This is a genomic window from Streptococcus halitosis, assembly GCF_003143695.2.
Taxonomy (GTDB): Bacteria; Bacillota; Bacilli; order Lactobacillales; family Streptococcaceae; genus Streptococcus; species Streptococcus halitosis.
In genome coordinates, this window is the sequence record NZ_QEMY02000002.1 from 46,521 (window position 1) to 72,443 (window position 25,923).

At 41.8% G+C, this 25,923-nt stretch carries 24 protein-coding genes; 9 read left to right on the plus strand and 15 right to left on the minus strand.

All coding sequences use genetic code 11. The features are described 5' to 3' along the window. Positions 1 to 2: 2 nt before the first annotated feature. On the minus strand, positions 3 to 320 hold the full coding sequence (gene ftsL, locus DB729_RS06770) for a cell division protein FtsL (RefSeq protein ID WP_000840799.1): 318 nt from the start codon (positions 318 to 320) through the stop codon (positions 3 to 5). Positions 321 to 330: 10 nt separating this feature from the next. After that, a complete protein-coding gene (gene rsmH, locus DB729_RS06775; protein WP_109289861.1) occupies positions 331 to 1,281 on the minus strand; it encodes a 16S rRNA (cytosine(1402)-N(4))-methyltransferase RsmH in 951 nt (316 codons plus the stop codon). A gap of 162 nt (positions 1,282 to 1,443) precedes the next feature. On the opposite strand from rsmH, the gene DB729_RS06780 reads away from it, so the two are divergent. From DB729_RS06780 to DB729_RS06790, 3 genes are read left to right on the plus strand one after another with little or no spacing between them, the layout of a single operon-like run. Then, positions 1,444 to 1,638 carry a helix-turn-helix transcriptional regulator gene (locus tag DB729_RS06780; protein ID WP_001082470.1) on the plus strand — a complete coding sequence of 65 codons (195 nt, stop codon included), beginning with the start codon at positions 1,444 to 1,446 and terminating at the stop codon, positions 1,636 to 1,638. A gap of 15 nt (positions 1,639 to 1,653) precedes the next feature. Next, positions 1,654 to 2,196 (plus strand): DUF3278 domain-containing protein, encoded by a 543-nt coding sequence (locus DB729_RS06785; protein ID WP_109289862.1) that lies wholly within the window; start codon positions 1,654 to 1,656, stop codon positions 2,194 to 2,196. A gap of 10 nt (positions 2,197 to 2,206) precedes the next feature. Beyond that, on the plus strand, positions 2,207 to 2,542 hold the full coding sequence (locus DB729_RS06790; RefSeq protein ID WP_109289863.1) for a hypothetical protein: 336 nt from the start codon (positions 2,207 to 2,209) through the stop codon (positions 2,540 to 2,542). Positions 2,543 to 2,652: 110 nt separating this feature from the next. On the opposite strand, the gene DB729_RS06795 is transcribed toward DB729_RS06790, so the two are convergent. The 8 genes from DB729_RS06795 to DB729_RS06830 are packed head-to-tail and all read right to left on the minus strand — an operon-like array spanning position 2,653 to position 9,667. Continuing rightward, a complete protein-coding gene (locus tag DB729_RS06795) occupies positions 2,653 to 3,654 on the minus strand; it encodes a LacI family DNA-binding transcriptional regulator (protein WP_000412460.1) in 1,002 nt (333 codons plus the stop codon). A gap of 59 nt (positions 3,655 to 3,713) precedes the next feature. Next, positions 3,714 to 5,615 (minus strand): alginate lyase family protein, encoded by a 1,902-nt coding sequence (locus DB729_RS06800; protein WP_109289864.1) that lies wholly within the window; start codon positions 5,613 to 5,615, stop codon positions 3,714 to 3,716. Between the two features lie 21 nt (positions 5,616 to 5,636). Then, positions 5,637 to 5,930, minus strand: coding sequence for a preprotein translocase subunit YajC (gene yajC, locus DB729_RS06805; RefSeq protein WP_000381736.1), 294 nt, complete (start codon positions 5,928 to 5,930; stop codon positions 5,637 to 5,639). Then, positions 5,930 to 6,748 carry a PTS system mannose/fructose/sorbose family transporter subunit IID gene (locus DB729_RS06810; protein WP_000148025.1) on the minus strand — a complete coding sequence of 273 codons (819 nt, stop codon included), beginning with the start codon at positions 6,746 to 6,748 and terminating at the stop codon, positions 5,930 to 5,932. The genes yajC and DB729_RS06810 overlap by 1 nt, the downstream gene beginning before the upstream one ends. After that, positions 6,735 to 7,514 (minus strand): PTS mannose/fructose/sorbose/N-acetylgalactosamine transporter subunit IIC, encoded by a 780-nt coding sequence (locus DB729_RS06815; RefSeq protein ID WP_109289865.1) that lies wholly within the window; start codon positions 7,512 to 7,514, stop codon positions 6,735 to 6,737. Before DB729_RS06815 ends, DB729_RS06810 begins: the two co-directional genes overlap by 14 nt. 14 nt (positions 7,515 to 7,528) lie before the next feature. Then, positions 7,529 to 8,020 carry a PTS sugar transporter subunit IIB gene (locus tag DB729_RS06820; protein ID WP_109289866.1) on the minus strand — a complete coding sequence of 164 codons (492 nt, stop codon included), beginning with the start codon at positions 8,018 to 8,020 and terminating at the stop codon, positions 7,529 to 7,531. Between the two features lie 10 nt (positions 8,021 to 8,030). Continuing rightward, positions 8,031 to 9,221, minus strand: a complete 1,191-nt coding sequence (locus tag DB729_RS06825) for a glycoside hydrolase family 88 protein (protein WP_109289867.1) — start codon at positions 9,219 to 9,221, stop codon at positions 8,031 to 8,033. A gap of 11 nt (positions 9,222 to 9,232) precedes the next feature. Beyond that, positions 9,233 to 9,667 (minus strand): PTS sugar transporter subunit IIA, encoded by a 435-nt coding sequence (locus DB729_RS06830; RefSeq protein ID WP_109289868.1) that lies wholly within the window; start codon positions 9,665 to 9,667, stop codon positions 9,233 to 9,235. A gap of 270 nt (positions 9,668 to 9,937) precedes the next feature. On the opposite strand from DB729_RS06830, the gene DB729_RS06835 reads away from it, so the two are divergent. The 4 genes from DB729_RS06835 to DB729_RS06850 are packed head-to-tail and all read left to right on the plus strand — an operon-like array spanning position 9,938 to position 13,084. Further along, on the plus strand, positions 9,938 to 10,753 hold the full coding sequence (locus tag DB729_RS06835) for a gluconate 5-dehydrogenase (protein ID WP_109289869.1): 816 nt from the start codon (positions 9,938 to 9,940) through the stop codon (positions 10,751 to 10,753). Positions 10,754 to 10,771: 18 nt separating this feature from the next. After that, the gene (locus DB729_RS06840; protein ID WP_109289870.1) at positions 10,772 to 11,413 is read left to right on the plus strand and encodes an RpiB/LacA/LacB family sugar-phosphate isomerase; all 642 of its coding nucleotides are present in this window, start codon (positions 10,772 to 10,774) and stop codon (positions 11,411 to 11,413) included. A 30-nt stretch (positions 11,414 to 11,443) separates the two neighbouring features. Further along, positions 11,444 to 12,445 (plus strand): sugar kinase, encoded by a 1,002-nt coding sequence (locus DB729_RS06845; RefSeq protein WP_109289871.1) that lies wholly within the window; start codon positions 11,444 to 11,446, stop codon positions 12,443 to 12,445. A 9-nt stretch (positions 12,446 to 12,454) separates the two neighbouring features. Further along, positions 12,455 to 13,084: a bifunctional 4-hydroxy-2-oxoglutarate aldolase/2-dehydro-3-deoxy-phosphogluconate aldolase gene (locus DB729_RS06850; protein ID WP_000167290.1), complete on the plus strand. Its 630-nt coding sequence runs from the start codon at positions 12,455 to 12,457 to the stop codon at positions 13,082 to 13,084. A gap of 126 nt (positions 13,085 to 13,210) precedes the next feature. Here DB729_RS06850 and DB729_RS06855 read toward each other — a convergent pair whose 3' ends face one another. Further along, positions 13,211 to 16,414 (minus strand): LPXTG-anchored hyaluronate lyase, encoded by a 3,204-nt coding sequence (locus DB729_RS06855; RefSeq protein WP_165442244.1) that lies wholly within the window; start codon positions 16,412 to 16,414, stop codon positions 13,211 to 13,213. Between the two features lie 222 nt (positions 16,415 to 16,636). Here DB729_RS06855 and DB729_RS06860 point away from each other — a divergent pair, with 222 nt between their 5' ends. Then, positions 16,637 to 17,113, plus strand: a complete 477-nt coding sequence (locus DB729_RS06860; RefSeq protein WP_033585815.1) for a glutathione peroxidase — start codon at positions 16,637 to 16,639, stop codon at positions 17,111 to 17,113. 342 nt (positions 17,114 to 17,455) lie between these two features. Further along, positions 17,456 to 23,497, plus strand: a complete 6,042-nt coding sequence (locus DB729_RS06865) for an alpha-L-fucosidase (protein WP_125080841.1) — start codon at positions 17,456 to 17,458, stop codon at positions 23,495 to 23,497. Positions 23,498 to 23,640: 143 nt separating this feature from the next. On the opposite strand, the gene DB729_RS06870 is transcribed toward DB729_RS06865, so the two are convergent. From DB729_RS06870 to DB729_RS06885, 4 genes are all read right to left on the minus strand, one after another. Continuing rightward, positions 23,641 to 23,796 (minus strand): ADP-ribosylation/crystallin J1, encoded by a 156-nt coding sequence (locus DB729_RS06870; protein ID WP_109289874.1) that lies wholly within the window; start codon positions 23,794 to 23,796, stop codon positions 23,641 to 23,643. A 63-nt stretch (positions 23,797 to 23,859) separates the two neighbouring features. Then, positions 23,860 to 24,153 (minus strand): DUF5960 family protein, encoded by a 294-nt coding sequence (locus DB729_RS06875; RefSeq protein WP_000196996.1) that lies wholly within the window; start codon positions 24,151 to 24,153, stop codon positions 23,860 to 23,862. Continuing rightward, complete coding sequence (locus DB729_RS06880; protein WP_009730658.1) at positions 24,146 to 24,508, minus strand: hypothetical protein; 363 nt, start codon at positions 24,506 to 24,508, stop codon at positions 24,146 to 24,148. Before DB729_RS06880 ends, DB729_RS06875 begins: the two co-directional genes overlap by 8 nt. Beyond that, the gene (locus DB729_RS06885) at positions 24,505 to 25,920 is read right to left on the minus strand and encodes a Y-family DNA polymerase (protein ID WP_109289875.1); all 1,416 of its coding nucleotides are present in this window, start codon (positions 25,918 to 25,920) and stop codon (positions 24,505 to 24,507) included. Before DB729_RS06885 ends, DB729_RS06880 begins: the two co-directional genes overlap by 4 nt. Between the last annotated feature and the right edge of the window lie 3 nt (positions 25,921 to 25,923).

The window sequence follows — 25,923 nt, forward strand, 5'->3', positions numbered from 1 at the left end:
TCTTACTCCGTTGCTCGGATATTTTCGTTATTCAGCTGTAAATTCTTAGAGTTTGCAATCTCTTTCAAACGTTCTGAACGAATCAATTCATTGACCTCTTGCTTGGCATCGTCTAGCTCGGTTTTCTTTTCTTCGATTTGAGCATTGACCTTGGTCAATTCATTCTGAACTTGTAATAGCTTGGTCTGCATAAACACAACGCTGACTGCCAGGATAATCATTGTTGCAGCAATCGAAACATAGAAGGCCTTTTCCACACGTGAAAAACCTTTAAACTTCGTTTGCAATAACTGGCTTGTTTTTTCGATTCTTTCTGCCATGTTTTTCCTCTTACTTGTGAATTTTTCTAGCCACGCGCAACTTGGCTGAATGCGAACGATTGTTGGCTTCTAGCTCTTCAGCACTTGGCAAGATTGGCTTGCGGGAGACCAATTCCATCTTAGGCTTAAGGTCATCTGGAATGAAGGGCAAACCTTTGGGAACTTCCACTGTTGAAGCTTCTTTAAATAGTTGCTTAGTCAAGCGGTCTTCCAGCGAATGGAAGGTAATGACCGAGATTCTACCATCCAAAGCCAGCATGTCCATGGCCTGCTGGATGGATTCATCTGCCGCACCCAGCTCATCATTGACTTCGATTCGGATAGCCTGAAAAATCTGCTTGGCAGGGTGTCCCTTTTTCTTGAGTTCCTTGGCAGGCTTGGCAGACTTGATAATTTCTGCCAACTCCGTTGTTGTCTCGATGGGTTTCACCTTACGCGCTTGCTCAATCTTGCGGGCAATCTGTTTAGAAAACTTATCCTCACCATACTTGAAAAAGATCCGAACCAGGTCATGATAGTCATAATGATTGACCACTTCATAGGCCGTCAGACTAGCTTCCTGATTCATCCGCATATCCAGTGGTGCATCCTTTTTATAAGAAAAGCCACGCTCACGCTGATCCAGCTGAGGACTAGACACTCCCAAATCATAACAAATTCCATCAATTTCCTGGACACCAGCCTCCTGCAAACGTGCCTGCAAATGACGGAAGTTATCCTTGATAAAGGTTACCATCCCCTTTTCGATATAGGGTGCCAACCGTTTTTGCGCATTGTCAATGGCATTCTGGTCCTGGTCAAAGGCATAGAGATGCCCTTTTTCACTCAATTTACTTAATAAATATTCGCTATGGCCTGCTCCGCCCAAAGTCGCATCAACGTAGATACCGTCAGGTTTTACGTCAAGCATATCAATCGTTTCATGAAGCAAGACCGTTACATGATGAAATTCTTTTGTCATATCCTATCTATTTTACCACAAATCTGACCAGCTTGCACTTGTCAGACAAGGCTAAGTTTCTTCGAAAAAAATTCTCAAAAATATGTCATATATACTTGACATCTCATCCTCAAAAGAATATAATATAGTCAAATATATGCGACACATCAGAAAGGAGACCCTATGAATCGTGTTAAAGAATTCCGCAAGGAACTGGGCATTTCTCAGCTCGAGCTCGCCAAAGATATCGGTGTCTCGAGACAGACCATCAACATGATTGAAAATGACAAGTACAATCCAACCCTAGAACTCTGTCTCAACCTCGCCCGCAGCCTCCAAACTGACCTCAATAGCCTCTTTTGGGAAGACGATTTTTAAAAAAGGAGCAAACAAATGAAAAAAGAAACTCTCACTGAAAAACTCATCAAACGCATATACGGTATTTCTGGTCCCCTTGACGAACACAAACGGCGCGAGGCCGATCGTATCGGGAATCAGGTCTTTATTGTCCTCTTTTATCTGATGACATTTGGCAATCTTATCCCGCTCGTTCTTGCTTATAAATACCCGCAAATTGTCGCTATCGGTTATCCTCTCGTGGTGTTTGGCATTTCGATGGTAGCTGCCCTCTATGTGGTCTCTCAAACCAAGAAAACGGGCATCACAGCTATTGATCCCGAAATGCTGAGTCAAAAAGAAAGTAAACAGCTACATTTTCCGGGTCTAAAAGCCGGTCTGATCTACGGCATAGCGATATTTTTTATAATGCCACTCATCGATACCCTAACCAGTGAAAATCCAAATTTCATCAGTTCTCTTCTGAATTCAAAACATATTTTAAAAACTATACTGGGAGCGTTCTTTTTTGGACTGATGATGCAAATTGTTGTCTCTCTTCGCATTCAAAAAGCCAAGAAAGAGCAAGAAGACGACTAGGAGGTGCCTTATGAAATCACTAGCTAAACTACTGATCAGTCATGTTTTTATCAGTATTTTCCTTTCCTTCGCCCTTGTTTCAGGAGCTATTTCTCATACAGTTTTAATACTCTTACTCCTCTTTCTTCCTGCGCTCAATAAAGGACTTGAGAAAATGCAATCAAAACGGGTACCTATCCTCAACGCCGCCCTCTTCTTTCTCCTCATATCCTTTCCACAGCTTCTAACCAACCCTGTCCAATGGAAATTTCCAATATTCCTAGTCATATCCATCATTTCAAGTTTAGTCTACTTCTATAACTTTTATCAAGTGGTGAAAGAAGTAGATCAAAAACAGTTGATTTAGGAGATTACTCCCATAATTTCTCATTTTATAGGCAAAGAATCCCACCTAGCTCATGCTAGATGGGATTCTTTTATTTCTTAACAGAGGTTGCAAGTCATTTCCCTTTCATCTTAGAAAGTCGACTCTTTCCAACTCACACTACAATCCAAGACTTGTTGCCTTTCTTCTTGATTGCGGCCTTCAATCTGGTCAATCAAAATCTTTGTAGCCTGTTGTCCTTCTTCAAAGGCGGGCTGAACCAACGTCGAAACACTTGGAGAAGAAAAGCAAGTCCACTCCGTATTGTCAAAACCAATCAACCCAACTTGTGGCAAGTTATAATTCAACTCTTTGATAACGGTAAAGACTAGAGGTAGGGCCCAACAGTTAGGAACAAATACCAGAGTTTTTTCATCGGGATTGATTTCTTTTTGTAAAAATTCCTTAATTTGTTCCAAATTCGTATGCTTATCTTCAATGGTTAGACTGGCGTGGCGCATATTAGCATCTGTTAAAGCATCCACAAAACCACTTGCCCGCTCAATCCGAGTACTCAAGCGACTCGTATCCGCTGTAATCAAGAGAAAATGCTCATAACCTTTTTCGATACAGGACTGGGTCATGTCATAAACGGCATCATAGTTATTGGTTTTGACCCAGCTAGTCCGGTGTTCATAGAGCTGACTATCAAAAAAGACCATTTTCTTCTTTTTCTCATCGATGATACGAGAATATTTTCGGAAATTAGAGGTCGGCTGAATAATAAAGCCGTCTACTCCCAAGAGAAGCATGCTTTCAATATACCGGTCCTCACTCTCTTGGCTGTAATTACTATTTCCTATCATTACCTGGTAGCCATTCTGGCTGGCGATATCCTCAATTCCCTTGACAATTTGGTTTGAGAAACTGTTGGTAATATCACCGATCAAAACACCAATTAATTTTGTTCGTTTGGAGTTTAAGCTACGCGCAACAATGCTCGGTTTGTAATTTGTTTCATGAATAACTTTTTCAATCTTTTCACGTGTCTCTCGGGACATTTTTTCATATTTCCCGTTTAGGTAAAATGACACGGTTGTTTTCGAGGTCTGAGCCATTTCTGCAATGTCTTTTATGGTCAGTTTCTTCTCCAATCTAAAACACCTCCTACCAATACTTATTATAACATATTTACCATTCAAAATGCCTATTTCTAGCACTGCAAGCGAATCATTCTCTCATTTATTTTATCATATACTAGACATTTCCCACGCATTTTTGTTCCGTCAACGAGGCACAATTTTTCACCTGCATAAATATCCTCGCTTAACAACAGAATCAGCTTGTCTGTTTCGTTATTTTTCACTTCAAAAGCCAGAGCCCTTTCTACTTCACGACCATCTGTCTGATAGACAGAATGACGGATGATTTCAAAACTCTCATGCGCAATGATGGTATAATCCAGCATCTGATTCTCAAAGAATTGGTGTTTGGTGAGTTTACTACTTTTTTCAAGCTCATTGTATTTAGGAGAAATAATGGTAGCTTCCAAATCAAAATCAACTTCACTCCATAGTTTCAACTGATTGATTTTCCCATCTTGATAGGTCACATCCTTGTCAAGGATAAACTGAGTCAACGCCTCATGCTGACCTTGACACCTGATATCATCTACCAAGAGCCAGACATCCTCTGCCAACATGAGGATTTTTCTCCTATGAAGATAGGGCAAATCAGGTTCTGCTGACAAATAAGCCCCTTCAATATAATGCACTCCCTCTCTTTCTTTGTGGTGACAAAATAGGGAGTGAGGATAGTATTCATATTCCCAGGATCCCACGATCCTTTCTGGAGCTTTCCCATCTACCATACAGGTCGAATGACTCCAGGCACTCTTTAAGAGATAACGTTCATCTATCTCCCGATAAGAATAACGCCCCGCATCTATGAAAATCGGTTGACCTTGATACTGTAAGCAAAAACTATTCTCATCACTATGGCTATGGGAACTTCCCAGCGGGCCGTTTTTGAAAAATAGATAACGATGTTCATCCTTAATGCAGACATGCCCAGAGTCTTCAAAGATCCTGAACTTAGGCTGCCAATCTCTCTTTTCAAATTCCTGCAGTTGCTTGACCTTTTCTCGCCCCAGGAACAAGAGGCTAAGCAAATCGATTTTAACATCCAGACCGTTAAGAAGGTCTTCCTTGTTCAAAACCACAGCAGACAGGCTCAAAATCTCTGCCGTTTCTGTAGAATCACTATCACCAAAAGCCAAAGTCCGTCCATCCAGGCCTGTCATCATCTGAATGTAAGTCGCCATCTTTTCCAGCAACTCTTGAATGCTATCTTGCAAGTCTGGAAGCAAGAGACACAAGTCCAGCAAGGCTTTATAAACCTCTACATGATAGAGAATTGACTGTTCAAACTGGCTTCCATCTTCTAAAATCTGTGTCTCAATTTGCTGTTTCAACTCCTCTGAAGCAAAACGGTAAGCTTCTTCTAGGTCAATCTTATCTGAAAAGAAATGGTAGATTGCAAGCATCGGAATTGTTTGTAAGATTCCCCAGTTACTAAGAGTGTACTTGGCACGATAGTGGCTTCTCATAAAGTCAATCTGCTTTCCTAGGCTGACCAAAATTTTCTCTAGCTCTTGCTCCTCTAGCAAGTCAAATTTCAAGAGGAGCAAGAGTAGTTTCAACCAAGTAAAGGAACGAATGCCCGTATCCAAGGTTCTAGTTATCAAAGATTGAGGAGAAAACTCTCTCACTTGCTCAATCCAATTAAATAGAAAGAACTTGCACTTTTGAATATAGCCCTTATCTCCTTCTACCAGATACCCTATCATAAACTGCAAGAGATATTCTTGTCGATTGAGCATATAAGCCCATTCTGGATCATCTTCAAATACTTGATTCCACACCATCGGCTGGATTTGATGGATTTTTGAACAAGGTTCCATATCCCAAGGACTATCAAATATAAAACGATTGTCCATCAAGCTCTCAAGAGAACGCTTGACTTTCTCATAGTCTTTTGAACAGTGGGATAAGATATAGTCACGACATTGGTCCCCATCGACTCTTTCAAAAAATTGTCTTCTTTCTTCTTTCATTATCTATTACCAGAAAAAGAACTACTTAAAAAGCAGTTCTTTTGTCTTTCCCATTACACTTTCCTTTTCTACATAGATGACCACACCTTTTGCAATCTGCAAAGAGATCAAGTCATCTTTGATAGAAATGATTTTTCCATGAATTCCAGACAATAACAACACTTCATCACCAGATGTTAAAGAAGCTAAATATTCTTGTCGTTGCTCCATCTGTTTACGAAGCAACTTTTGCTGACGAATAGAATGAAAGCTTGACAGTAAAAGGGGGCTCACTGCCAAGACAATCACTATTCCATAAAACAATGTCGTATCCATTAAGCTAGAATCTTAAGCCAGCTTCCGATAATTCCGATGATAACTGTTAAAATAACGAGTTTATATGTTGTCCATTTCTTTTCTTTGATCAAGTAGTAAACTAAAAGTGTAAATAGGGCTGGTAGAAGAGCTGGAGCAACCTTATCAAGCATTCCCTGAATACTTACGATACTTTGTTTAGCGTCTGCTTTAACTTCCCCTGCAGCAAAGGTGATTGGCACCATAATCTTAACAGATGTCGCTGCCAAACCAGCAATTACGGTTACACCGATAATATTGGCAATACGAGAAATCGTTGCCATCTGTTCGCTTAGTTTATCAATCACAGTTGTTCCTAGTTTGTATCCATACAGACCAGTTGACAATTTAATCGCTGTCAAAATCGTATTCATCGCAAGGAAGAACAAGATTGGACCGACAACCAAGCCTTCTTGAGCAAACGAAGCTGCGATGGTTGAGAACAATGGAGCTAAACAGAATTGAGAAAGAGAATCCCCAATACCTGCCAATGGTCCCATCAAGGCCATCTTGATGCTACGTGTTTCTTTTGCTGGTCGGCCATTTTCCAACATTACAAGGTGTAAGCTGGTAATAAAAGGTAGGAAATGTGGGTTGGTATTATAGAATTCACAGTTTTCTTCCAAGGCTTGGTAGAAACCTTCCTGATCCTCTCCATAGTGTTTTTTCAAAGCAGGATACATTACATTGGCATATCCCAGCCCTTGATAGTTACTATAGTTAAATCCATTTTGTAAAAAGAATGCCCGCAAAGACGTTTTAAGATAATCACGTTTTGTTAATTTGTTAGATCCAGTCATCGTGTGCTTCCTCCTCTACCACATGATCCGCTGTTTTTGGCTTGTTATAAAATTCAATCAAAGCAAAGATAGTACCTACAATTGCAATACCAATTGTTGGGATGTTTAGATAAGCTGCACAAACATATCCCAACAAGACAAACGGAATCAACTCTTTCTTAGCCATCACTGACAAGATCATCGCAAAACCGATAGCTGGGAGCATTTTACCAGCAACTGTCAAACCTGTAAGCAATACCGGTGGAATGTAGTCTACGAGTTTCAACAAGGTATCCATTGAAAGGGCACCCAAGCAACCCAAGGTAAATCCAATAAAGGCAAACAACCAAATTGTTGCATTTAGAGTGAACTTGAATTTCTTCAAATTATGGTTTTTCAAGTGCTTCATCGCCGTTTCAGGTGCTCCAGCACGTACAGTGTAAGCGAAAGTTTGTAAGAATTGAATCGCCACAGCAATCGGAGTAGGGAGGGCAAGAGCCGCTTCTGGACTGACTTTACCAGCACTAGTGATAGCCATCAAGGTACCAAAGATACCAGGTCCGATTGGGTTTGGTGGAACAGTACCTCCAGCACCAACACCGAATCCCATATAAGCCAATTCACCAATAGCTCCCATTGCAAGAGCAGTAGGCAAATCACCTAGAATAATTCCGACACCAAATGACAGAACAATACATCTATTGGTGTAAATTCCCAACAGCATTCCACTAAAACAGAAAGCTGTCCATAATCCAATTAAAATCGCTTGAAATACATTAATCGACATAACGATCTCCTCTTTTAAATATAGTCCAGAATGTTGACTTCAACAGCTCCATCATTTCCTGTTGGAGTTGTTTTCGTATTAAATGTTACTTGATAAGTTTGGTTCAATTCCTTGAGGGCTGCCTTGTCCTCTTCACCCAGGAAGATGGAGCGTGTCACTTGCTCTTTACCAGGGGCATTGTGAATGTTCCCGATATTGATTTCTTTGATAGGAACACCACCTTCTACCAAGGTTAAAGCGTCCTTCACATCCTTTACAACGATAAAGATCGTTTGAGCAGGATTAGCCTTGTGAATGATATCAATCACCTTTTGCAAAGGGAAGAAACGCATGGCAACTGAGTCTGGCACAACTGTTTTCATCAGAGTTTGTTGCATCTTGTCTGTGCTCACTTCGTCATTGGCAACAATGACCGTATTACAACCTAGGTATTTTACCCAAAGTTGTCCTTGCCCGTGAATTAACCGTTCATCGATACGGGTCATAATAATATTTGGCATTGTCATATTTCTCCTCCTACCAATATAGGTTCCAGTCTTTGTAGAAACGGATAAGCGCTTCTAGGTAATAGTAGTCACCCCAGATATTGCCTTCATCCACTCCTTTACCTGAATGCCATGAGTACACACCGTGGAGGAGACTTGTCCCACCAGGGGTAAATTGATCATTTGCATAATGTTCGATCAAAGAACGAAGCATGGCATGCATAGCATGTTTATAAATATCTTTGTCAGCATCCACCTCTGGGAGATGTTTTAGCATTTCATGAATCCCACAGACGGCGATAGCTGTTGCTGAAGAATCTCGTGATTGATCACTACCATCATTAAAAATCAAATCCCAATAGGAAACATGATCTTTTGGCAGACGATTCAAGAAATAATTGGTTACACCCTTAAACAAGTCAAAGCAGGACTCATCTTTTAGGTGACGATAAGTCAAAGGAATACCATAGACTCCCCATGATTGACCACGTGCCCAGCATGAATCATCACTATACCCTTGTCTCGTTACACCTTTAAGGGGTTGGCCTGTCTCAGGATCAAAATAGAAGGTGTGGAAGGACGAAGCGTCATCACGGATTACATTATTAGCCGAAGCATAGAAATGGCTTTCTGCAATATCGTAGTATTTTTGATTGCCTGTTTCTTGATAAGCAAAGAACAAGAGTTGAATGTTGAGCAAGCAGTCGATAATCAAACGGTAATGCTCTTTCTTGCCCAAGTCTCCCCAAGCTTGAATAAAGCCACCTTTTTCTTGATAGCGTTCAATCAACTTATCTGCAGCTTTCAAGGCCGCTTCTCTAGCCTCTCCATCTCCATTTATCTTATATTCAGCCATACAAGATGGTGTGTATAAGAAACCGAGATCATGGTGGTCCAATTCTACTCTCTTATTGACACGATCCAGGAAAGAAAGAACATTTTTATGAGCGATGTTTTTAAATACATCCTGTTGACTGTATTCATAAGCCAACCACAGTTCTCCTGTCCAGAAACCATTGGTCCATTCCGTGTTATCCATGATTGGATAGACATTATTAAAGGTAGCTGGCGTCGGGAAATCTTCCTTGAAATAGTCAAGGTTGAGTTCTAACTGCCGAATAACCTTATCAATTGCCTGGCCGACTTCTTCTTTCGTCAGAAGTGGTACTTCTAAGAAGCGCTCAGGCGATTTTATTTCTTCAATCGTAACCTTTTTTATCATTCTTTTACCCTTTAAATACCCGATTCGAAATCTTCTTCCTCTGCCTCTGCATCCGTTGAAAACAATTCTTTACCATTTACGACTCCGCCCTGGGCCGCCGCTACTGATTTATTAACAATCTCATCAAAGCTATGAGCCATTCTAGCAAAGACTGCTTCCATTAACATGGCTAAGTTCAAACCCGAGAGAACATTCATTGTTTTGGCTGGATTTTCTCCCATTATAGTAGAAGAAACCTTGAATGGCGATCCTCCCAAGAGGTCACTTAGAATTAAAACTTCTTCTTCATTTGAAATTGCAAGTAAGATTTTTTGCTTGAGTTCATCTGCTGACATTCCTTCCACAAAGTCAATCGCCTCCACATTTTCTTGATTGCCTGCAATCAATTGTAAAGAACTATAAATCCCTGTGGCAAAATGTCCATGCCCTACAAGTACAATTTTCATCTTTTCTCCTTTCTTGTTTGAGTTTACCGGTTTACTTTACATTTCCCATTGTAACCCTTTATTTTTATCTTGTCAATAGTTTTTTTAAAAAAATATTAGCGCTTTCATTGTTTATTTAACCATTATAATAGACAGAAATTTCAAAATCTTCCGTTTTTTAGGGAAACAAAGATTTTTGGAAATAAAAATATTTAATTATTGACAAAACCGGTTTACTAGAATATAATTTGGTTATAGAGAAGTCTTAACAAATTTGAAAGGAAGTATCAAATGACAAATACATCATTCTCAATTGAGCAGTTTTCTTTAAAAGGAAAAATTGCTCTCATCACCGGCGCTTCTTATGGAATTGGATTTGCTATTGCCAAATCCTACGCTGAAGCCGGCGCTACTATTGTCTTTAACGATATCAATCAAGACCTGGTCAATAAAGGGATTGAAGCTTATCGTGAAGTTGGCATCAAAGCCCATGGATACGTCTGTGACGTGACAGACGAGGACGGTATCCAAGCCATGGTCAAGCAAATCGAACAAGAGGTTGGTGTCATTGACATCCTCGTTAATAACGCTGGTATTATCCGCCGAGTTCCAATGTGTGAAATGAGCGCCGCTGATTTCCGTAAGGTCATCGATATTGACTTAAACGCACCATTTATCGTTTCAAAGGCTGTTATTCCTTCTATGATGAAGAAAGGGCATGGAAAGATTATCAATATTTGTTCGATGATGAGCGAACTGGGGCGTGAAACAGTTAGCGCTTATGCTGCTGCTAAAGGGGGCTTGAAAATGTTGACCCGCAACATTGCGTCTGAATACGGTGGAGCCAATATCCAATGTAACGGAATTGGACCGGGTTATATTGCCACTCCTCAAACAGCACCTCTTCGTGAGTTGCAAGAAGATGGTTCTCGCCACCCATTTGACCAGTTCATCATTGCAAAAACACCTGCTGCACGTTGGGGAAATCCTGAAGATTTGATGGGCCCTGCAGTCTTTCTCGCTAGTGATGCCAGCAATTTTGTCAATGGCCACATCCTATATGTAGATGGCGGTATCTTAGCCTACATCGGAAAACAACCTGAGTAAAAATAGAAAGAAGATCTTATGAAAATCGCATTAATCAATGAAAATAGTCAAGCTAGCAAGAATCACATTATTTACGATAGTCTGAAAGAAGCAACAGATAAAAAAGGCTACCAATTATTTAACTATGGTATGCGTGGAGAAGAAGGTGAAAATCCATTAACATACGTACAAAACGGCTTAATGGCTGCCATCCTTTTAAATACAAAAGCAGTCGACTTTGTTGTTACCGGCTGTGGTACGGGTGTAGGAGCTATGCTTGCTTTAAACAGCTTCCCTGGTGTTGTCTGTGGTCTAGCAGTGGACCCAACTGACGCTTACCTTTATTCTCAAATCAATGGTGGTAACGCCTTGTCTATCCCTTATGCCAAAGGATTTGGTTGGGGGGCAGAACTGACCCTCAAATTGATGTTTGAACGCTTATTTGCTGAAGAAATGGGTGGTGGCTACCCAAGAGAACGTGTGATCCCTGAACAACACAACGCTCGTATCTTGAACGAGGTGAAACAAATCACCCACAATTATTTGATGACCATCCTTAAAACAATCGACCAAGACTTCCTCAAAGACACCATCTCTGGCAAATACTTCCAAGAATACTTCTTTGAAAACTGCCAAGATGATGAAGTCGCTGCTTATTTGAAAGAAGTATTAGCCAAGTAAAGCTATTCTAAACCAGAAAGGAACTAATGGATGACGAAAATCTTACTGTTTGGCGAACCATTAATTCGAATCTCACCATTAGATGCCACCAGTATCGGCGATCATGTTGCCAGTTCGACTTATTTTGGCGGATCAGAAATTAATATCGCTTGTAATTTGCAAGCTCTGGGTATCTCAACGAAAGTCTTTACCGCACTCCCTGCCAACGAGATTGGAGATCGTTTTCTCACATTCTTGAAACAGCACCAAATCGATACCAGTTCAATCTATCGGCTTGGCGATCGAATCGGCCTCTACTATTTGGAGAACGGCTTTGGTTGTCGTCAAAGTGAAGTTTTCTACGATCGTAAGCATACGAGTATCAGCCAGATTCGGCCAAACATGCTAGATATGGATTCTCTCTTTCAGGGGATTAGCCATTTTCATTTTAGTGGAATCACCGTAGCTATCGGTCAAGAGGTTCGTACGCTCCTTCTCCTACTCTTAGAAGAAGCCAAGCGCCGAGGGATTATCGTTTCAATGGATCTCAATCTGAGAACAAAGATGATTTCAGTCCTAGAAGCCAAGTATGAATTTTCTAAGTTTGCTCGTTTCGCTGACTATTGCTTTGGTATTGATCCTCTCATGATTGATGACCGAAATCTAGAGATGTTCCCAAGAGACAGTGCCAGCCTAAAAGAGGTGGAAAATCGCATGCGACTTTTAAAAGAAACCTATGGTTTCAAGGCCATTTTCCATACCCTCCGCTCTAGTGATGAGCAAGACAAAAATGTCTATCAAGCCTATGCTCTGGGAGAACGATTTGAAGAGTCTGTCCAACTAAAAACTGCAGTCTATCAACGAGTTGGTAGCGGGGATGCCTTTATCTCTGGTGCCCTTTACCAACTACTCCATCATTCCTCCCTAAAAACTAGCATTGACTTTGCAGTTGCCAGCGCAACTCTCAAATGTACTCTTCCAGGAGACCATCTCTCCACTCCCGCAGCTAGTATTGAAAAATTACTGGAAAATGCACAAGATATCATTCGTTAGGAGAATTACATGACCAAATCAGATACGATTATTGAACTAAAAAAACAAAAAATTGTCGCTGTCATTCGAGGAAATACAAAGGAAGAAGGACTACAAGCCTCGATTGCTTGTATCAAGGGCGGTATCAAAGCTATTGAAATTGCCTATACCAATCAGTATGCAGGGCAAATCATCAAGGAACTTGTAGACTTGTATCAGGACGATCAGAGTGTTTGTATCGGTGCAGGTACTGTGCTTGATGCCGTAACTGCTAGAGATGCCATTCTAGCCGGAGCAAATTACGTTGTTTCTCCATCTTTCCATGCTGAAACTGCAAAAATGTGCAATCTTTACAGCACACCGTACATTCCAGGCTGTATTACCCTCACAGAGATAACGACTGCACTTGAAGCCGGTAGTGAAATCATCAAACTCTTCCCAGGTAGTGCTCTCAGTCCATCATATATCTCTGCAGTCAAGGCGCCAATCCCACAAGTTTCCGTAATGGTAACCGGAGGAGTCGGCCTAAATAACATTCCTCAATGGTTCGCTGCTGGTGCAGACGCCGTTGGAATTGGTGGCGAACTCAATAAACTCGCTTCCCAAGGCGACTTTGACCGCATCAGCGAGATTGCCCAACAGTATGTTACACTCAGATAAAATGAAGTGAAAAAGGATAAGTGTTAACTTACCCTTTTTTAAAAGAAAAATCCGAAGATGTTTGACCTTCTTCGGATTTTTTCTATTTTCCACAGTTTCATGTGATTCATCTAGATGATGAACAAATCAGTTGTTCTTTCCTCTGCGGAACAGATAAACCGCCCCAAGTAGCAAGAGCCCTAGACTTGCTAAGACTGACTGATCTTCTCCTGTATGAGGGAGATTCTTTTGATCCGAATGGTTCTTTTCTTCTTCAGATTTTTCCTTTTCTTTTGAATCCTGAGTTTGTGGCTGAGCTGCTTGTTCTAACTTTTTAAAGACTTCCTGATCTGGCGCTGATTCCTGGGTTTCAGGATTGTAGTAGGCAATCTTATAGTTCTCCCCTTCTTTTCGAATGGTATAGACTCCACGTTTCAAGACTTGGAATTGGTTGGAAATAGTAGAGACAGAATCATCATATTTCACAATGCCCCAAACTCCTTGTTTGGCATCATAAACAGACTGAAGGGTTTCGTTATTTTCGATGAGGCTACTTTCTAACTCTTTTACCATTTGATTGAAGGTGGCACGATCCACGTTAGGGATGAGCATATAGCCATAAGAATCCCCATTTTGCTTATGAGCCTGACTAATCGTAAGAAATTCATTTTCAACTTCCTTGTCTGACTGTCCTTCATTGATATCCTTCCAAGATCCCTTTTGGACAGCCTTACTCATACTGATTGAACTCTTCTTAAAGAAAAAGTAACCAATATTCTTTTTCGAATTGGACGATTCTAAAAAGACACTTTGGGTTTCAGGATAATCCTTTTCTTGTTCTGTAAAGGAGGTTTCTTTATCATTGACATAGACTTTATATGGATCACTTGATTCCAGTTTTCTCTGGTCAATTATAGTTGCAGCAGCATCTGTTGAAGTGTTTTGAATATTGCTTCCTAAAAAGGCGATCTTATCCTTCAGCATAAACCAGCTCTTATGAGCAGTCAGTGTTTGATTCCAGTTGGTGAAATCCATGGTTGCTGTTGCATTGGTCTCATCTAGTTTGCTCGTTCCAACGAAAGCAGACGGTAGAACTTTACCTGTATCGCTATCCGATCTCTTAGCGTCCGTCTCTGTCGTACCAGGCATCTTATACGGATTGACTGTTGGCCAGTAGCCATCGCTATAGTGACCCAAATCACCATTGTAAAGATAGAACATCCCATCACTCGTATACCAACCACGTTTGTTTTCCTTGTTCATGTGCTCGTAATTCAAGGTACGACTGGAAAAGAGCGACAAGCCAAATCCAAACCCTTTCTCTGCATTGTACATGGCTGTTTTATCCATCTTATTAAAGGCAGATAGGTAACTTGTTCTTGGAACACTTGCGACTCCTGCATCACTTAATACGGATTGCATCAAACTGATATCCTTATAAGTCTTCAAATTCTTAAAGACATCATAATAAGTATCCGATTGAACAATGGTCTTCACAAGACTCTGCAAACGTTGTTTGGTTTCTCCTTCAGACATATCCGCTATCCGGTGAATCCCCCTTAGCACTTCTACTGCGGCAACATGCCCCTCGCTATTTACACGACTGATAGAGCGTCCACGACTCATATCCATCAGCTCTCCATTCACTAGTAAAGGAGCAAACGATTTATCAATCCAGTGGTACATGGTTTGCATTTTATCTTTATCGATTGGGCTCTTGGTCTTTTGAATGACTGGCAATAGTTGAGACAGGCCATCAATCAAGACATTCCCATAAGCACCCGTATAGGCAACATTGGTGTGGTCGATATAGGATCCATCCTGATAAAAACCTTCACCTTGGTCTACCAACTTAAACACTTGCTCAATCGAACGAATGGTCGAAGAAATTTCTTGATCATCCTTGCGCAGTAAACCAGCTATTACTTTTACCCTTCCCATATCCACTAAGTTTCCACCTAGGGCCTTAAATGGGTTATCAGTCGTCTTTCGGAAATGTTCGGGATCTGGCACAAATTTTTCAATCACATCTGTATATTTTTTTATTTCCTCATCAGAGAAGTATTCTTTCATCAGAGACAAGGTATTGTTGATGGCACGAGGTGTACCGATTTCATAATCCCACCAGTTCCCAACAATGCTCTTTTCACTATTGTAGACATGTTTATGCATCCATTCCATGGAATCCCTAACTGTTCGAATGACGGTTTCATCTTGATAATAACGAGAAGAAGGATTCGTCACTTGCTTGGCCAGCTCCTCCAATTTGCGGTAGGTAGCAGTCAGATTTGCAGAAGTTTTATAATTTGAAAATTTCTCCCACAAATAGGTACGATCTGCTTGAGTAGAAAGACTGGCTAAGCTATCTGCCACCTTTCCTTCTAGCTCCTGGTTTAGTTTGGCCATCTGTTCATTTTTAGAATCATAGTATTGATTCCCAGCGATGATGCCATTCCAGTCATCGAGACGGTCTGTATACTCATCTCTAACAGACGACAAAACCTTCAAAGGAACCTTTTTCACTTCCTTTCCATCTTTGCTAACAATGACATTAGTTGTCCCTTCCTTAAGAGGTTCTAACATTCCATTTTTGACTGAAGCAACGTCAGGATTTTCTACCTTATAAGTATAGTCCGCAAGAGCAAAAACATGTTTTTTCCCAATTGGTAAATCAATCTTTTCCTCAAGCTGTTTATCTATTTGAGAATCCTCAGAAGGCTGGTCCGCTACCTCTACCAGCTCAATATCCTTAAAGGAAACAGTCCCAGTTCCTGTTTCATAGAATAACTCCAGCTTGATTTTATCAACATCTAAAGTCGGGCTATAGTCTGCTTCAATGGTCTGCCAGTCCTTTGTTCCTGACGTCGTTGCAGAATTCCACAATTGCTTGTCCTTACCACTTTCCTCAATGATGCGAACCTTGGCAATCCCGACTTTATTATCTGTTTTAATCTTGAAACGCAGTTTATACTTTTTCTTAGCTTCAATAGGGACCATACGGTGAATCACTGCCCTTAGTTTCTCAGAACTTGAGATAGTGACAGCCCCATCCTTGGCTTCAATGACTCGAGTTGAGGCACCTGAAGAACTATTCTTCTGGTCTACCCAAGCTGACCACCCCTGGGCTTTGCTTCCTGTCCAAGGATTGCTTCCGTTCTCCGTCTGACTAAAATCACCATTTTCAACTAAATTCTTGGCATCCCTTTGCTGATACTGAACTTCCTTCTGGCTTTGCTGAATGGTATTCGTAGTCGTTTCTTCCGCTCCAACTGTCATATAATGGTTTAATAAAAATCCTGATAAAACAAGTGAAGACAAACTCACAATGAGTTTCTTTGTTTTTGTTTGCATGTATACACTCCAATAAACATATTGTAAAATCAATAGGAACTAAATCTCAAATTAGAGATTTATAGCAGCTAAGTAAACCGGTTTAATTAAATCATACCATTTTAAAAGTTATTTGTAAACGATTTCTATCATATCAGGGGCCTATTTTTCAACAACTTCTTCCATCCGACTCGACGAAAAGGGTAAAAACTGTTACAATGTAGAAAAAGAAAAGAGGCCCTCATGACCAGTATATATGATTTTTCCGTTTTGAACCAAAACAACCAAGCAACTCCCCTGGAGGGCTATCGTGGCAAGGTTCTCTTGATTGTCAACACTGCTACAGGATGTGGTTTAACGCCCCAGTACCAGGGACTTCAAGAACTCTATGAACGCTATCAAGATCAGGGCTTTGAAATCCTAGATTTCCCTTGCAATCAGTTTATGGGACAAGCACCCGGCAGCGCAGAGGAAATCAATAGCTTCTGCAGTCTACACTACCAGACCACTTTTCCTCGCTTTGCCAAGATCAAGGTCAACGGCAAGGAAGCAGATCCTCTTTATGTTTGGCTAAAAGACCAGAAGTCTGGCCCGCTAGGAAAACGAATCGAATGGAATTTTGCTAAATTTCTCATTGGTCGAGATGGGCAAGTCCTTGAGCGCTTCTCCTCCAAAACAGACCCCAAAACTATTCAAGAGCCTCTCCAAAAGATCCTCTAATTTCTTTTTAAAACGTGTCCTTTCATTTAGTTTGAGACTTGAAAGGATGCTTTTTTTCTTTAAAAAGTAACTGATTTTCTTTAATTTATACTTATTTTTTGCTTTTTCGCTATTGCAATTCTTTTATTAATTTAGTATATTTGTTATATTAAAAGTTTTCAGTCATTTTAAGGGAGAAATGACCTTTTAAATTTTTTTATCTTAAAATGAAAGCGCTTTATAAACAGGAGGTAAGGTGGCTTACAAATTATCAGAGAGTTTTTTCATTAAATCAAGTTGTAACCAAGTCAGACTTGGGCTTGGGCAGTAGCTGACTGCCTTTCTAAAAACTAGGAGTATATTATGAATCGATACCTTTTTGAAAAAGGGCAAACATTTAGCATTCGGAAGTTGACTGTAGGTGTGGCCTCTGTTATCGTGGGACTGGCATTTTTTGCTTCTGGAACCGTGCGTGCAGACGAAATGTCTCCTGCCACGACATCCAATTTAGATCAGCAAATGAAACAAGTCGCAGATATAGAAGAGACCAAGGCTGAACCAGTCAAAAAAGAGGGTCGTGTAGAAGCTGAAAAACAAGAAACACCTGTTGCCGATACCAACAGTGCTGACTTGCTCCCTGAAGACATTCAGGACCGTGCCTATCCAGACACACCTGTCAAAGAACTCGATACGGCTACTATCGTTGATCAGAAAGCTAGTCCAAGAGTAGAAACTAAGAGCATTCTAAAGAACAAGGAAGAAGCTCCAAAAGAAACTGAGAACGGAAACCGGGCTATTATTAACGGTGGTCAAGACCTCAAACATATCAACTACGAGGGACAACCTGCTACTGCTGCTACTATGGTTTACAGCACTTACAATGCAGGGGAACAACGCTACCTCGTTTCAGGCTCCGGAATCTTTGTAGCCCCTAACCTGATCCTTACCGTTGCTCATAACTTCCTAGAGGCCAATAAAGAAACGGGCGAAGGCCACATTCGTGGTGGAAAATCTGCCCAATTCTACTATAACGTTGGTTCAAACAGCGAAAAGAAAAACTCACTGCCATCTTCTGGAACTACGGTTTTATTCAGAGAAAAAGACATCCATTTCTGGAACAAGAAAGAATTTGGAAAAGGCTATAAGAACGATCTTGCTCTTGTAGAAGCTCCTATTCCTCTTCCGATTGCTAGTCCAAACAAAGTAGCAACCTTTGCGCCTTTAGCGGATCATAAGACGCATCAGCCTGGAGAAGCCATCAGTACGATTGGCTACCCAACTGACTCGAGCTCAAAAGAACTGAAACAGCCTATCCTAGCCGGTCAGCTTTACAAGGCAGATGGGACCATCCGATCTGTTGAGTCCTATGATGATAAGGGAACGACTGGTATCACCTACAAAACCACTTCTGTATCTGGTTTGTCTGGTGGCGGGATTGTCGATAGCCAAGGAAAAGTTCTGGGGGTTCACCAACACGGAACCGTCGACAATGGTGTCGCTGAAAAGGATCGCTTTGGTGGCGGACTCGTCCTTTCACCTGAACAACTGAAATGGGTTAAGGACTTGATTGCCAAACATGGTGTGAAAGGCTGGTACCAAGGTGATAACGGAAATCGTTACTACTTTACCGATGAAGGACGTATGCTTCGGAATGAGAAAGCTGTTATCGGAAGTAACGAATATTCCTTCAACCAAGATGGGATTGCTACCTTGACCAAGGGAGTTGAATACGGACGTGTGGTTATCCAACACGAAGACGAAGAAGGAAATCCTGTCAAAGATAATGACACCTTTATCGAACAGACAGCTGTTGATTCGCCATTTGACTATAATTTCAAAAAAGAAATTGAGAAGACGGACTTCTATCAGAAGAATAAAGACAAATACGAAATTGTATCCATTGATGGCGTAGCAGTCAATAAACAGCTAAAAGATACTTGGACTGAAGATCACAATGTTGTCAGCAAAGCGCCTGCCGGTACACGTGTCATCAAGGTGGTCTATAAAGTCAACAAAGGCTCCTTCAAAGTTTACTACCGTCAAAAAGGAACCACTACTGAACTAGCGGAAGCGACAGTTGATAACAATGAAGGCCAAGAATATGAGGTTTCCTTTGTCAACACCTTCCATGCAAAAGACATTGCTGGCTACCGTCCAGTTAAAGCTAGCTTGGAAGCAAGGATCCAGCAAAAAGGTGTGAATGAGGTCGTCTTTGAATACGAACCAATCGCTGATACAGCCAATCCAACAACTCCGACTCCTCCAGTCGCTCATCCAGAAGATAAAGAAACTGAGATTGGCAACCATGGACCTCTTCCAAGCAAGGCCCAACTCGATTACCACAAGGAAGAATTGGCAGCCTTCATCCACTACGGAATGAACACTTATACCAATTCTGAATGGGGAAATGGGAAAGAAGACCCTCGATACTTCAATCCAACCAACTTGGATACAGACCAATGGATTCGCACGCTGAAGGAAACTGGCTTCAAACGGACCATTATGGTTGTTAAACACCACGACGGTTTCGTTGCTTACCCTTCTAAGTATACGGATCATACCGTAGCTGCTAGCCCATGGAAAGATGGAAAGGGTGACCTTCTCGAAGAAGTTTCCAAATCTGCTAGCAAGTACGACATGAATATGGGTGTTTACCTATCACCATGGGATGCCAACCATCCTAAATACCATGTCGCAACCGAAAAGGAATACAACCAATACTATCTCAACCAACTGAAAGAAATCCTTGGAAATCCGAAATACGGAAATAAAGGCAAATTCATCGAAGTTTGGATGGACGGTGCGCGTGGTAGCGGTGCCCAAAAAGTAACCTACACCTTTGATGAATGGTTCAAATACATCAAAGAAGCTGAAGGAGATATCGCCATCTTCTCTGCTCAACCGACAAGCGTTCGCTGGATCGGAAATGAACGTGGCATCGCAGGTGACCCTGTCTGGCATAAAGTCAAGAGAGCCAACATCACAGACGATGTGAAAAACGAATACCTCAACCATGGTGACCCAGATGGTGATATGTACTCTGTAGGGGAAGCTGACGTTTCGATCCGTTCAGGCTGGTTCTACCATGACAACCAACAGCCGAAATCACTCAAAGAGTTGATGGATATCTACTTCAAGTCTGTTGGTCGTGGAACCCCACTCCTTCTCAACATTCCACCAAATAAAGAAGGAAAATTTGCAGATGCGGATGTGGCTCGCTTGAAGGAGTTCAAGGCAACTCTAGACCAAATGTATGCAACTGATTTTGCCAAAGGTGCCACTGTAACAGCAAGTTCTACTCGTCAGAACCACCTCTACAAGGAAAGTCACCTGACAGACGGTAAAGATGATACCAGCTGGGCACTCTCAAATGATGCCACAACTGGTAGCTTTACAGTCGATTTAGGGCAAAAGAGACGCTTTGACGTCATTGAACTCAAGGAAGACATCGCCAAAGGTCAACGTATCTCTGGTTTTAAGATTGAAGTTGAAATCAACGGACGCTGGGTGACTTACGGGGAAGGTTCAACTGTTGGTTACCGTCGCTTGATTCAAGGTAAGCCTGTAGAGGCACAAAAAATTCGTGTGACCATCACAGGAGCACAAGCTACACCAATCTTGAACAACTTCTCTGTCTACAAAACACCAAGTAGTATCGAAAAGACAGACGGCTACCCTCTTGGACTTGAATACCACTCAAATACAACAGCGGATACAGCCGGTACAACTTGGTACAATGAATCTGAAGGTGTTCGTGGCACTTCTATGTGGACCAATCAAAAAGATGCCAAAGTAAGCTATACCTTCACAGGAACCAAGGCCTATGTCGTCTCTACAGTCGATCCAGGTCATGGAGAAATGTCCGTTTATGTTGATGGCCAAAAAGTTACGGATGTGCAAACTAAGAATGCTAGCCGTAAACGTAGCCAAAAGGTCTTTGAAACAGATGATTTAGCTCCTGGACAACACACCATTACTCTCGTTAATAAAACAGGTGAACCAATTGCTACAGAAGGGATCTACACCCTAAACAATGATAGCAAGGGAATGTTTGAACTCGAGTCTACCAACTACGAAGTCGAAAAAGGAAAACCAGTCACTGTTAAAATTAAACGTGTTGGTGGAAGCAAGGGAACTGCTACTGTTCGCTTCATCACGGAACCTGGAACTGGGGTTCACGGTAAAGTTTACCAAGATACAACTCAAGATGTGACTTTTGAAGATGGAGAAACAGAAAAGACTGTGACCATCCCAACGATTGACTTTACAGAACAAGCCGACTCTATCTTTGACTTTAAAGCCAAGCTCACTTCTGTTTCTGATGGTGCCTTGCTCGGTTTTGCTACCGATGCAACAATCCAAGTGATGAAAGCTGAATTGCTGATTAAGGATCAAACAAGCTATGATGACCAAGCTAGTCAGTTGGATTACAGTCCTGGCTGGAACCATGAAACCAATTCCGCAGATAAGTACCAAAAGACGGAGTCTTGGGCTTCCTTTGGCCGCTTAACTGATGAGCAAAAGAAAAAGACAACCGTAACAGCTTACTTCTACGGTACTGGTCTTGAAATCAAGGGCTATATCGATCCAAATCATGGTATCTACAAAGTCTTTCTAGATGGCAAAGAAGTTCCTTATCAAGATGGCATGGGAAATGCTTCAACTATTGAGGGCAAGAAATACTTTAGCGGTCGTGCAGCCCAACGCCAAGGCAATCAAACTCTGGTTAGCCTAAAAGGTCTGGACGAGAACTTGCACGCAGTCACCCTTCAACTCGATCCTGATCGAAACGATTTGTCTCAAAATATCGGTATTCAAGTGGACCAATTTATCACTCGTGGCGAAGGTAGCGAACTCTACAGCAAGGCAGATATCATCCAGTCTATCTCTAAATGGAAAGACGATCTGTCCAACTTTGACCCAGCAGGCTTGAAAAATACGGCCACTGCACGCCAAGCTTTCCAAGCAAATCTAGAAAAATTGAGAAACCAACTCAGTGCTGATGCAGTGGATGTTCAAGAAGTCATGTTGACAGTCAGTGCCCTACAAGATATCCTATCCAAGGATGAGAACTATCAAAGAGGCCAAGAGGAGCCTAGTCCAGAGCAACCGGAACAGCCAGAAGAACCTGAGAAACCTGACCAGCCTGAGAAACCTGACCAGCCTGAGCAACCAGCCGAACCAAAACAACCGGAAATTGAGTACGATAAGGCTATGGACAGCTTGACGAAAGCTATCGAGAAAAAAGTCGCTGAACTTGGATCCAACAAGGAAGCTAAGAAGCAATTGTTAGCAATTGCTGACCAAGCCATTGCTGCAATCCAAGAAGCTAAAACTCAGGAAGCAGTCAATCAAGCGCTAGAAACTGCTCTCGAACAAATCAGCAAGCTCGAAGCAGCTCAGCCTGAGAAACCTGCTCAACCTGAAAAACCAGTTCAACCTGAGAAACCTACTCAACCGGAAAAGCCTGCTGAGCCCGAAAAGCCTGCTCAGCCTGAGAAACCGGCGCAACCGGAAAAGCCTGCTCAGCCTGAAAAACCTGCTCAACCTGAGAAACCTGCTCAGCCTGAAAAGCCAGCTCAACCTGAGAATCCAGTTCAACCTGAAAAACCTGCTCAACCGGAAATTCCAGCTCAACCGGAAAAGCCGACTCAACCTGAGAATCCAGTTCAACCTGAGAATCCAGTTCAACCTGAACAACCTGCTCAACCGGAAATTCCAGCTCAACCGGAAAAGCCGACTCAACCTGAGAATCCAGTTCAACCTGAACAACCTGCTCAACCTGAGAAACCTGACCAGCCTGAAAAGCCAGTTCAGCCTGAGAAACCTGCTCAGCCTGAAAATCCGACTCAACCGGAAACTCCAGCGCAACCTGAGAAACCAATTACTTCTTCAAGTCCTGAGGAAGGAGTTAAAGACCTTGTCTTTACACTTCCAAGCTTGGAAATCGTCAATAAGGTCGTACCGTTTAAGACGATTCGTCGCGAAAACCCACAATTAGACAAAGGAAAAGAGCAAGTTCTATCAGAAGGGAAAGACGGTCTCTTAGTCGAGTATGTTGAAGTGAACGGTAACAATCGCAAGGTTCTCCAAACAGAAGCAACTCCAGCACAAGATCGAGTGATTGAGGTAGGTAGCAAACAAAGCTCAGTTGGAACAGAAGCGCCACCAGTTGTGACTCTTCCTGAGTATATTCTCCCAAGAGAGACTGAAAAACCTGCTCCAGTCGTAACAGATAATTCACCAGCAAAAGATGAAAAAGCTCCTGTTACAACTACAGTCAAAGAAGACAAGGAAAGACAACTTCCAGCAACTGGGGAACAAGAAGCAACTGCCTTCCTCTACTTGGCAGCAATCACTTCTATCTTGTCTCTCCTTATCTTCCAAAAGAATTTCAAAGACTAATAACCCTCTTTGATTGATTCTTTCTAATTATTCAGTTCCCCCGTAGAGAAGACCATTTGGTCTTCTCTTTTTCTATCTGTAAAATTAAAAAACATCCACAAATATACATGGATGTTTTGGTATGACTCTATAAAGTAAGATGATCATTGAGAATAGGTGTTCTCAAATCCAACCACATTTTCAAATAAACGCTCATCCAAAAAAGAGTGTGCCCCTTGCCTTATCTCATCAGAACATCCATCATAAGTTCCTGCAAGAACTCCACAGATATAGGATGGTGTTTCGAATTCCAATACCATGAGATTTTCTGACGCTCACAAGCAATCTCCCCTAAGTCAGACTTCCCTCTCCCACATCTAGATCTACTGACTACTATTTTTGAGTCCAGCGTACGCATAGGTTCGATTTCTGGGGCACTCTTTTTCTGTCACTAGCCTAAAATAAAAGCGATGCTCCCGCCCATCCTTGGCATTTTCCTTGTTCAAGACGAAGTAGTTCTTCTGATTCATTGCCATGGTTCGTAGGATATCATCGATCAAAAAAGTCAAGGGAACATTCATGGCAGAGTATTTTTGGAAATCCTCTTCAAAGCGGATGTAACTATCTGAAAAATAATCCATCTGTAGTTTGTTTTCATACAGCTCTTTTCTAGTCATAAACTTCCTCCTCCCACAATCGAATTTCGAGGACATCTACAATCTCTACCAGCCTATATCCCTCATTTGTCCTAATAGATAGAGTTTGAGGTGATAATTCGCTCACCTTACCGATGATCGTCATTTTTTGCTTTCTTTCCTTGACAACAAAACATCCCTTTAATTGACCAACATAAAGCTGAGAAAGCAAGCGTAGCTTCTCAACTAAATTCAAATTCGTCGAAAAATCAACACGATTTTTTTCTTCACCAAGCGAGCTAGTATGCTCTGAGAGGAAAAAGCCCATCCACTTCTGCATCCCTGGATCTTGATAGTCTCGCGCAGATTGAAAAGGTAAATAAGAACGATCAATCATTGTAATCCATCTAATCCTCCAGCAGAATGCCCACCAATCAGCTTGCTTCTGGCAAGACTCCTAGAGGCTTCTTCCAGTGCATTGGCCTTTAAGAGAGAGGTAAAACCAAATTGTTCCCGAATGGCATCAATAGCCGTCTGGAGCCTTTCTTCTTTTTCTAACTTGTCAACATCATCAAAGAGGGAGATCAAGCCAAAGGACTCATCCACAAATCCTGAATAGTTGACTCCGACACTTCTGACCGCTCCAGAAGTGTATTTGCTATGAAATAGCTTCAAAACATAATCCGTTAAGACAGCTGTATTATTGGTCGGTTCGACCTTCATTTGTGTATGAATAGACGGCCTGACCTCCTGTTTAGAGAAACCAACATAGAGAGATACAAGGGTTGTTTTCTTTCCCGCCCTTCTCAGTCTAATAGCCACCTGCTCCGCCATTTCTCGGAGAATAATTTCGATATCCCGTAGCTTCACGTAGTCTCTCGGCAAGATTTGAGAATTTCCTAATCCCTGAGACTTGGCTTTATAGGACCTGTGAACATTGCTTTCATCAATCCCGTTAGCATGAAACCACAAACGCAGGCCAGCCTGACCCAGAGCTTTCTTTAATTGGTCGGGATTGCTGGTTGCCAATTCCTTGATGGTAAAAATCCCCAGAGCATGCAAGCGTTTCTCCATCAGCCTGCCAATCCCCCAAAAATCCGTCATCTTGGGAATGGCCCAAACCTTCTCTTCCACGTCTTGGTAAGACCAGTTAGCCCTCATGGTCGGGGTGTGCTTGGCCTCATTATCCAGTGCCAACTTGGCCAGTAAGGGATTGGCATTGGACATACCCACCGTAGAGTAGATCCCTGTCTGCCTCCAAATATCCCTCTGGATACGAGCAGAAAGCATATCTAGCTTGTCTTTGCGAGAGAGATTCTTGTCTGGGATGAAATAGTTGAGCGAACTAGTCAGGTCAATAAAGCCCTCATCGATAGAGTAAGGATAAATATCCTCTGGACTCCCATAGTTTTGAAAGATTCGCTGGATTTCCATATTGACTGCGATATACTCGTCCATCCGAGGAGGGACAATCAAGGTGACTTGAGCCCAATCTTCAATATAGCGCACATAGTCTGAATCTGTAGGCAACCCCTGCTTTCTGGCGTTATAGTAGGAAAATTTGCGGGTCTTGATATCAAAGGGCAGATCATAGGCCCGACCAACATTGGACTTGCCAAAAATCTTCTTAAACATGGGAGAGGAGGCTAGGATAAGGCCAGTTGAATTATCCGCGCGACTCATGACACAAAGCGAAGTCTTCAGCGGATGCAAGCCCCTTTTCACACACTCGACACTGGCATAAAAAGATTTCATATCGACAAAGGCAATATCACTCTTGGGCTCTCTGGAATAATCAAAGTAGCCCATAGA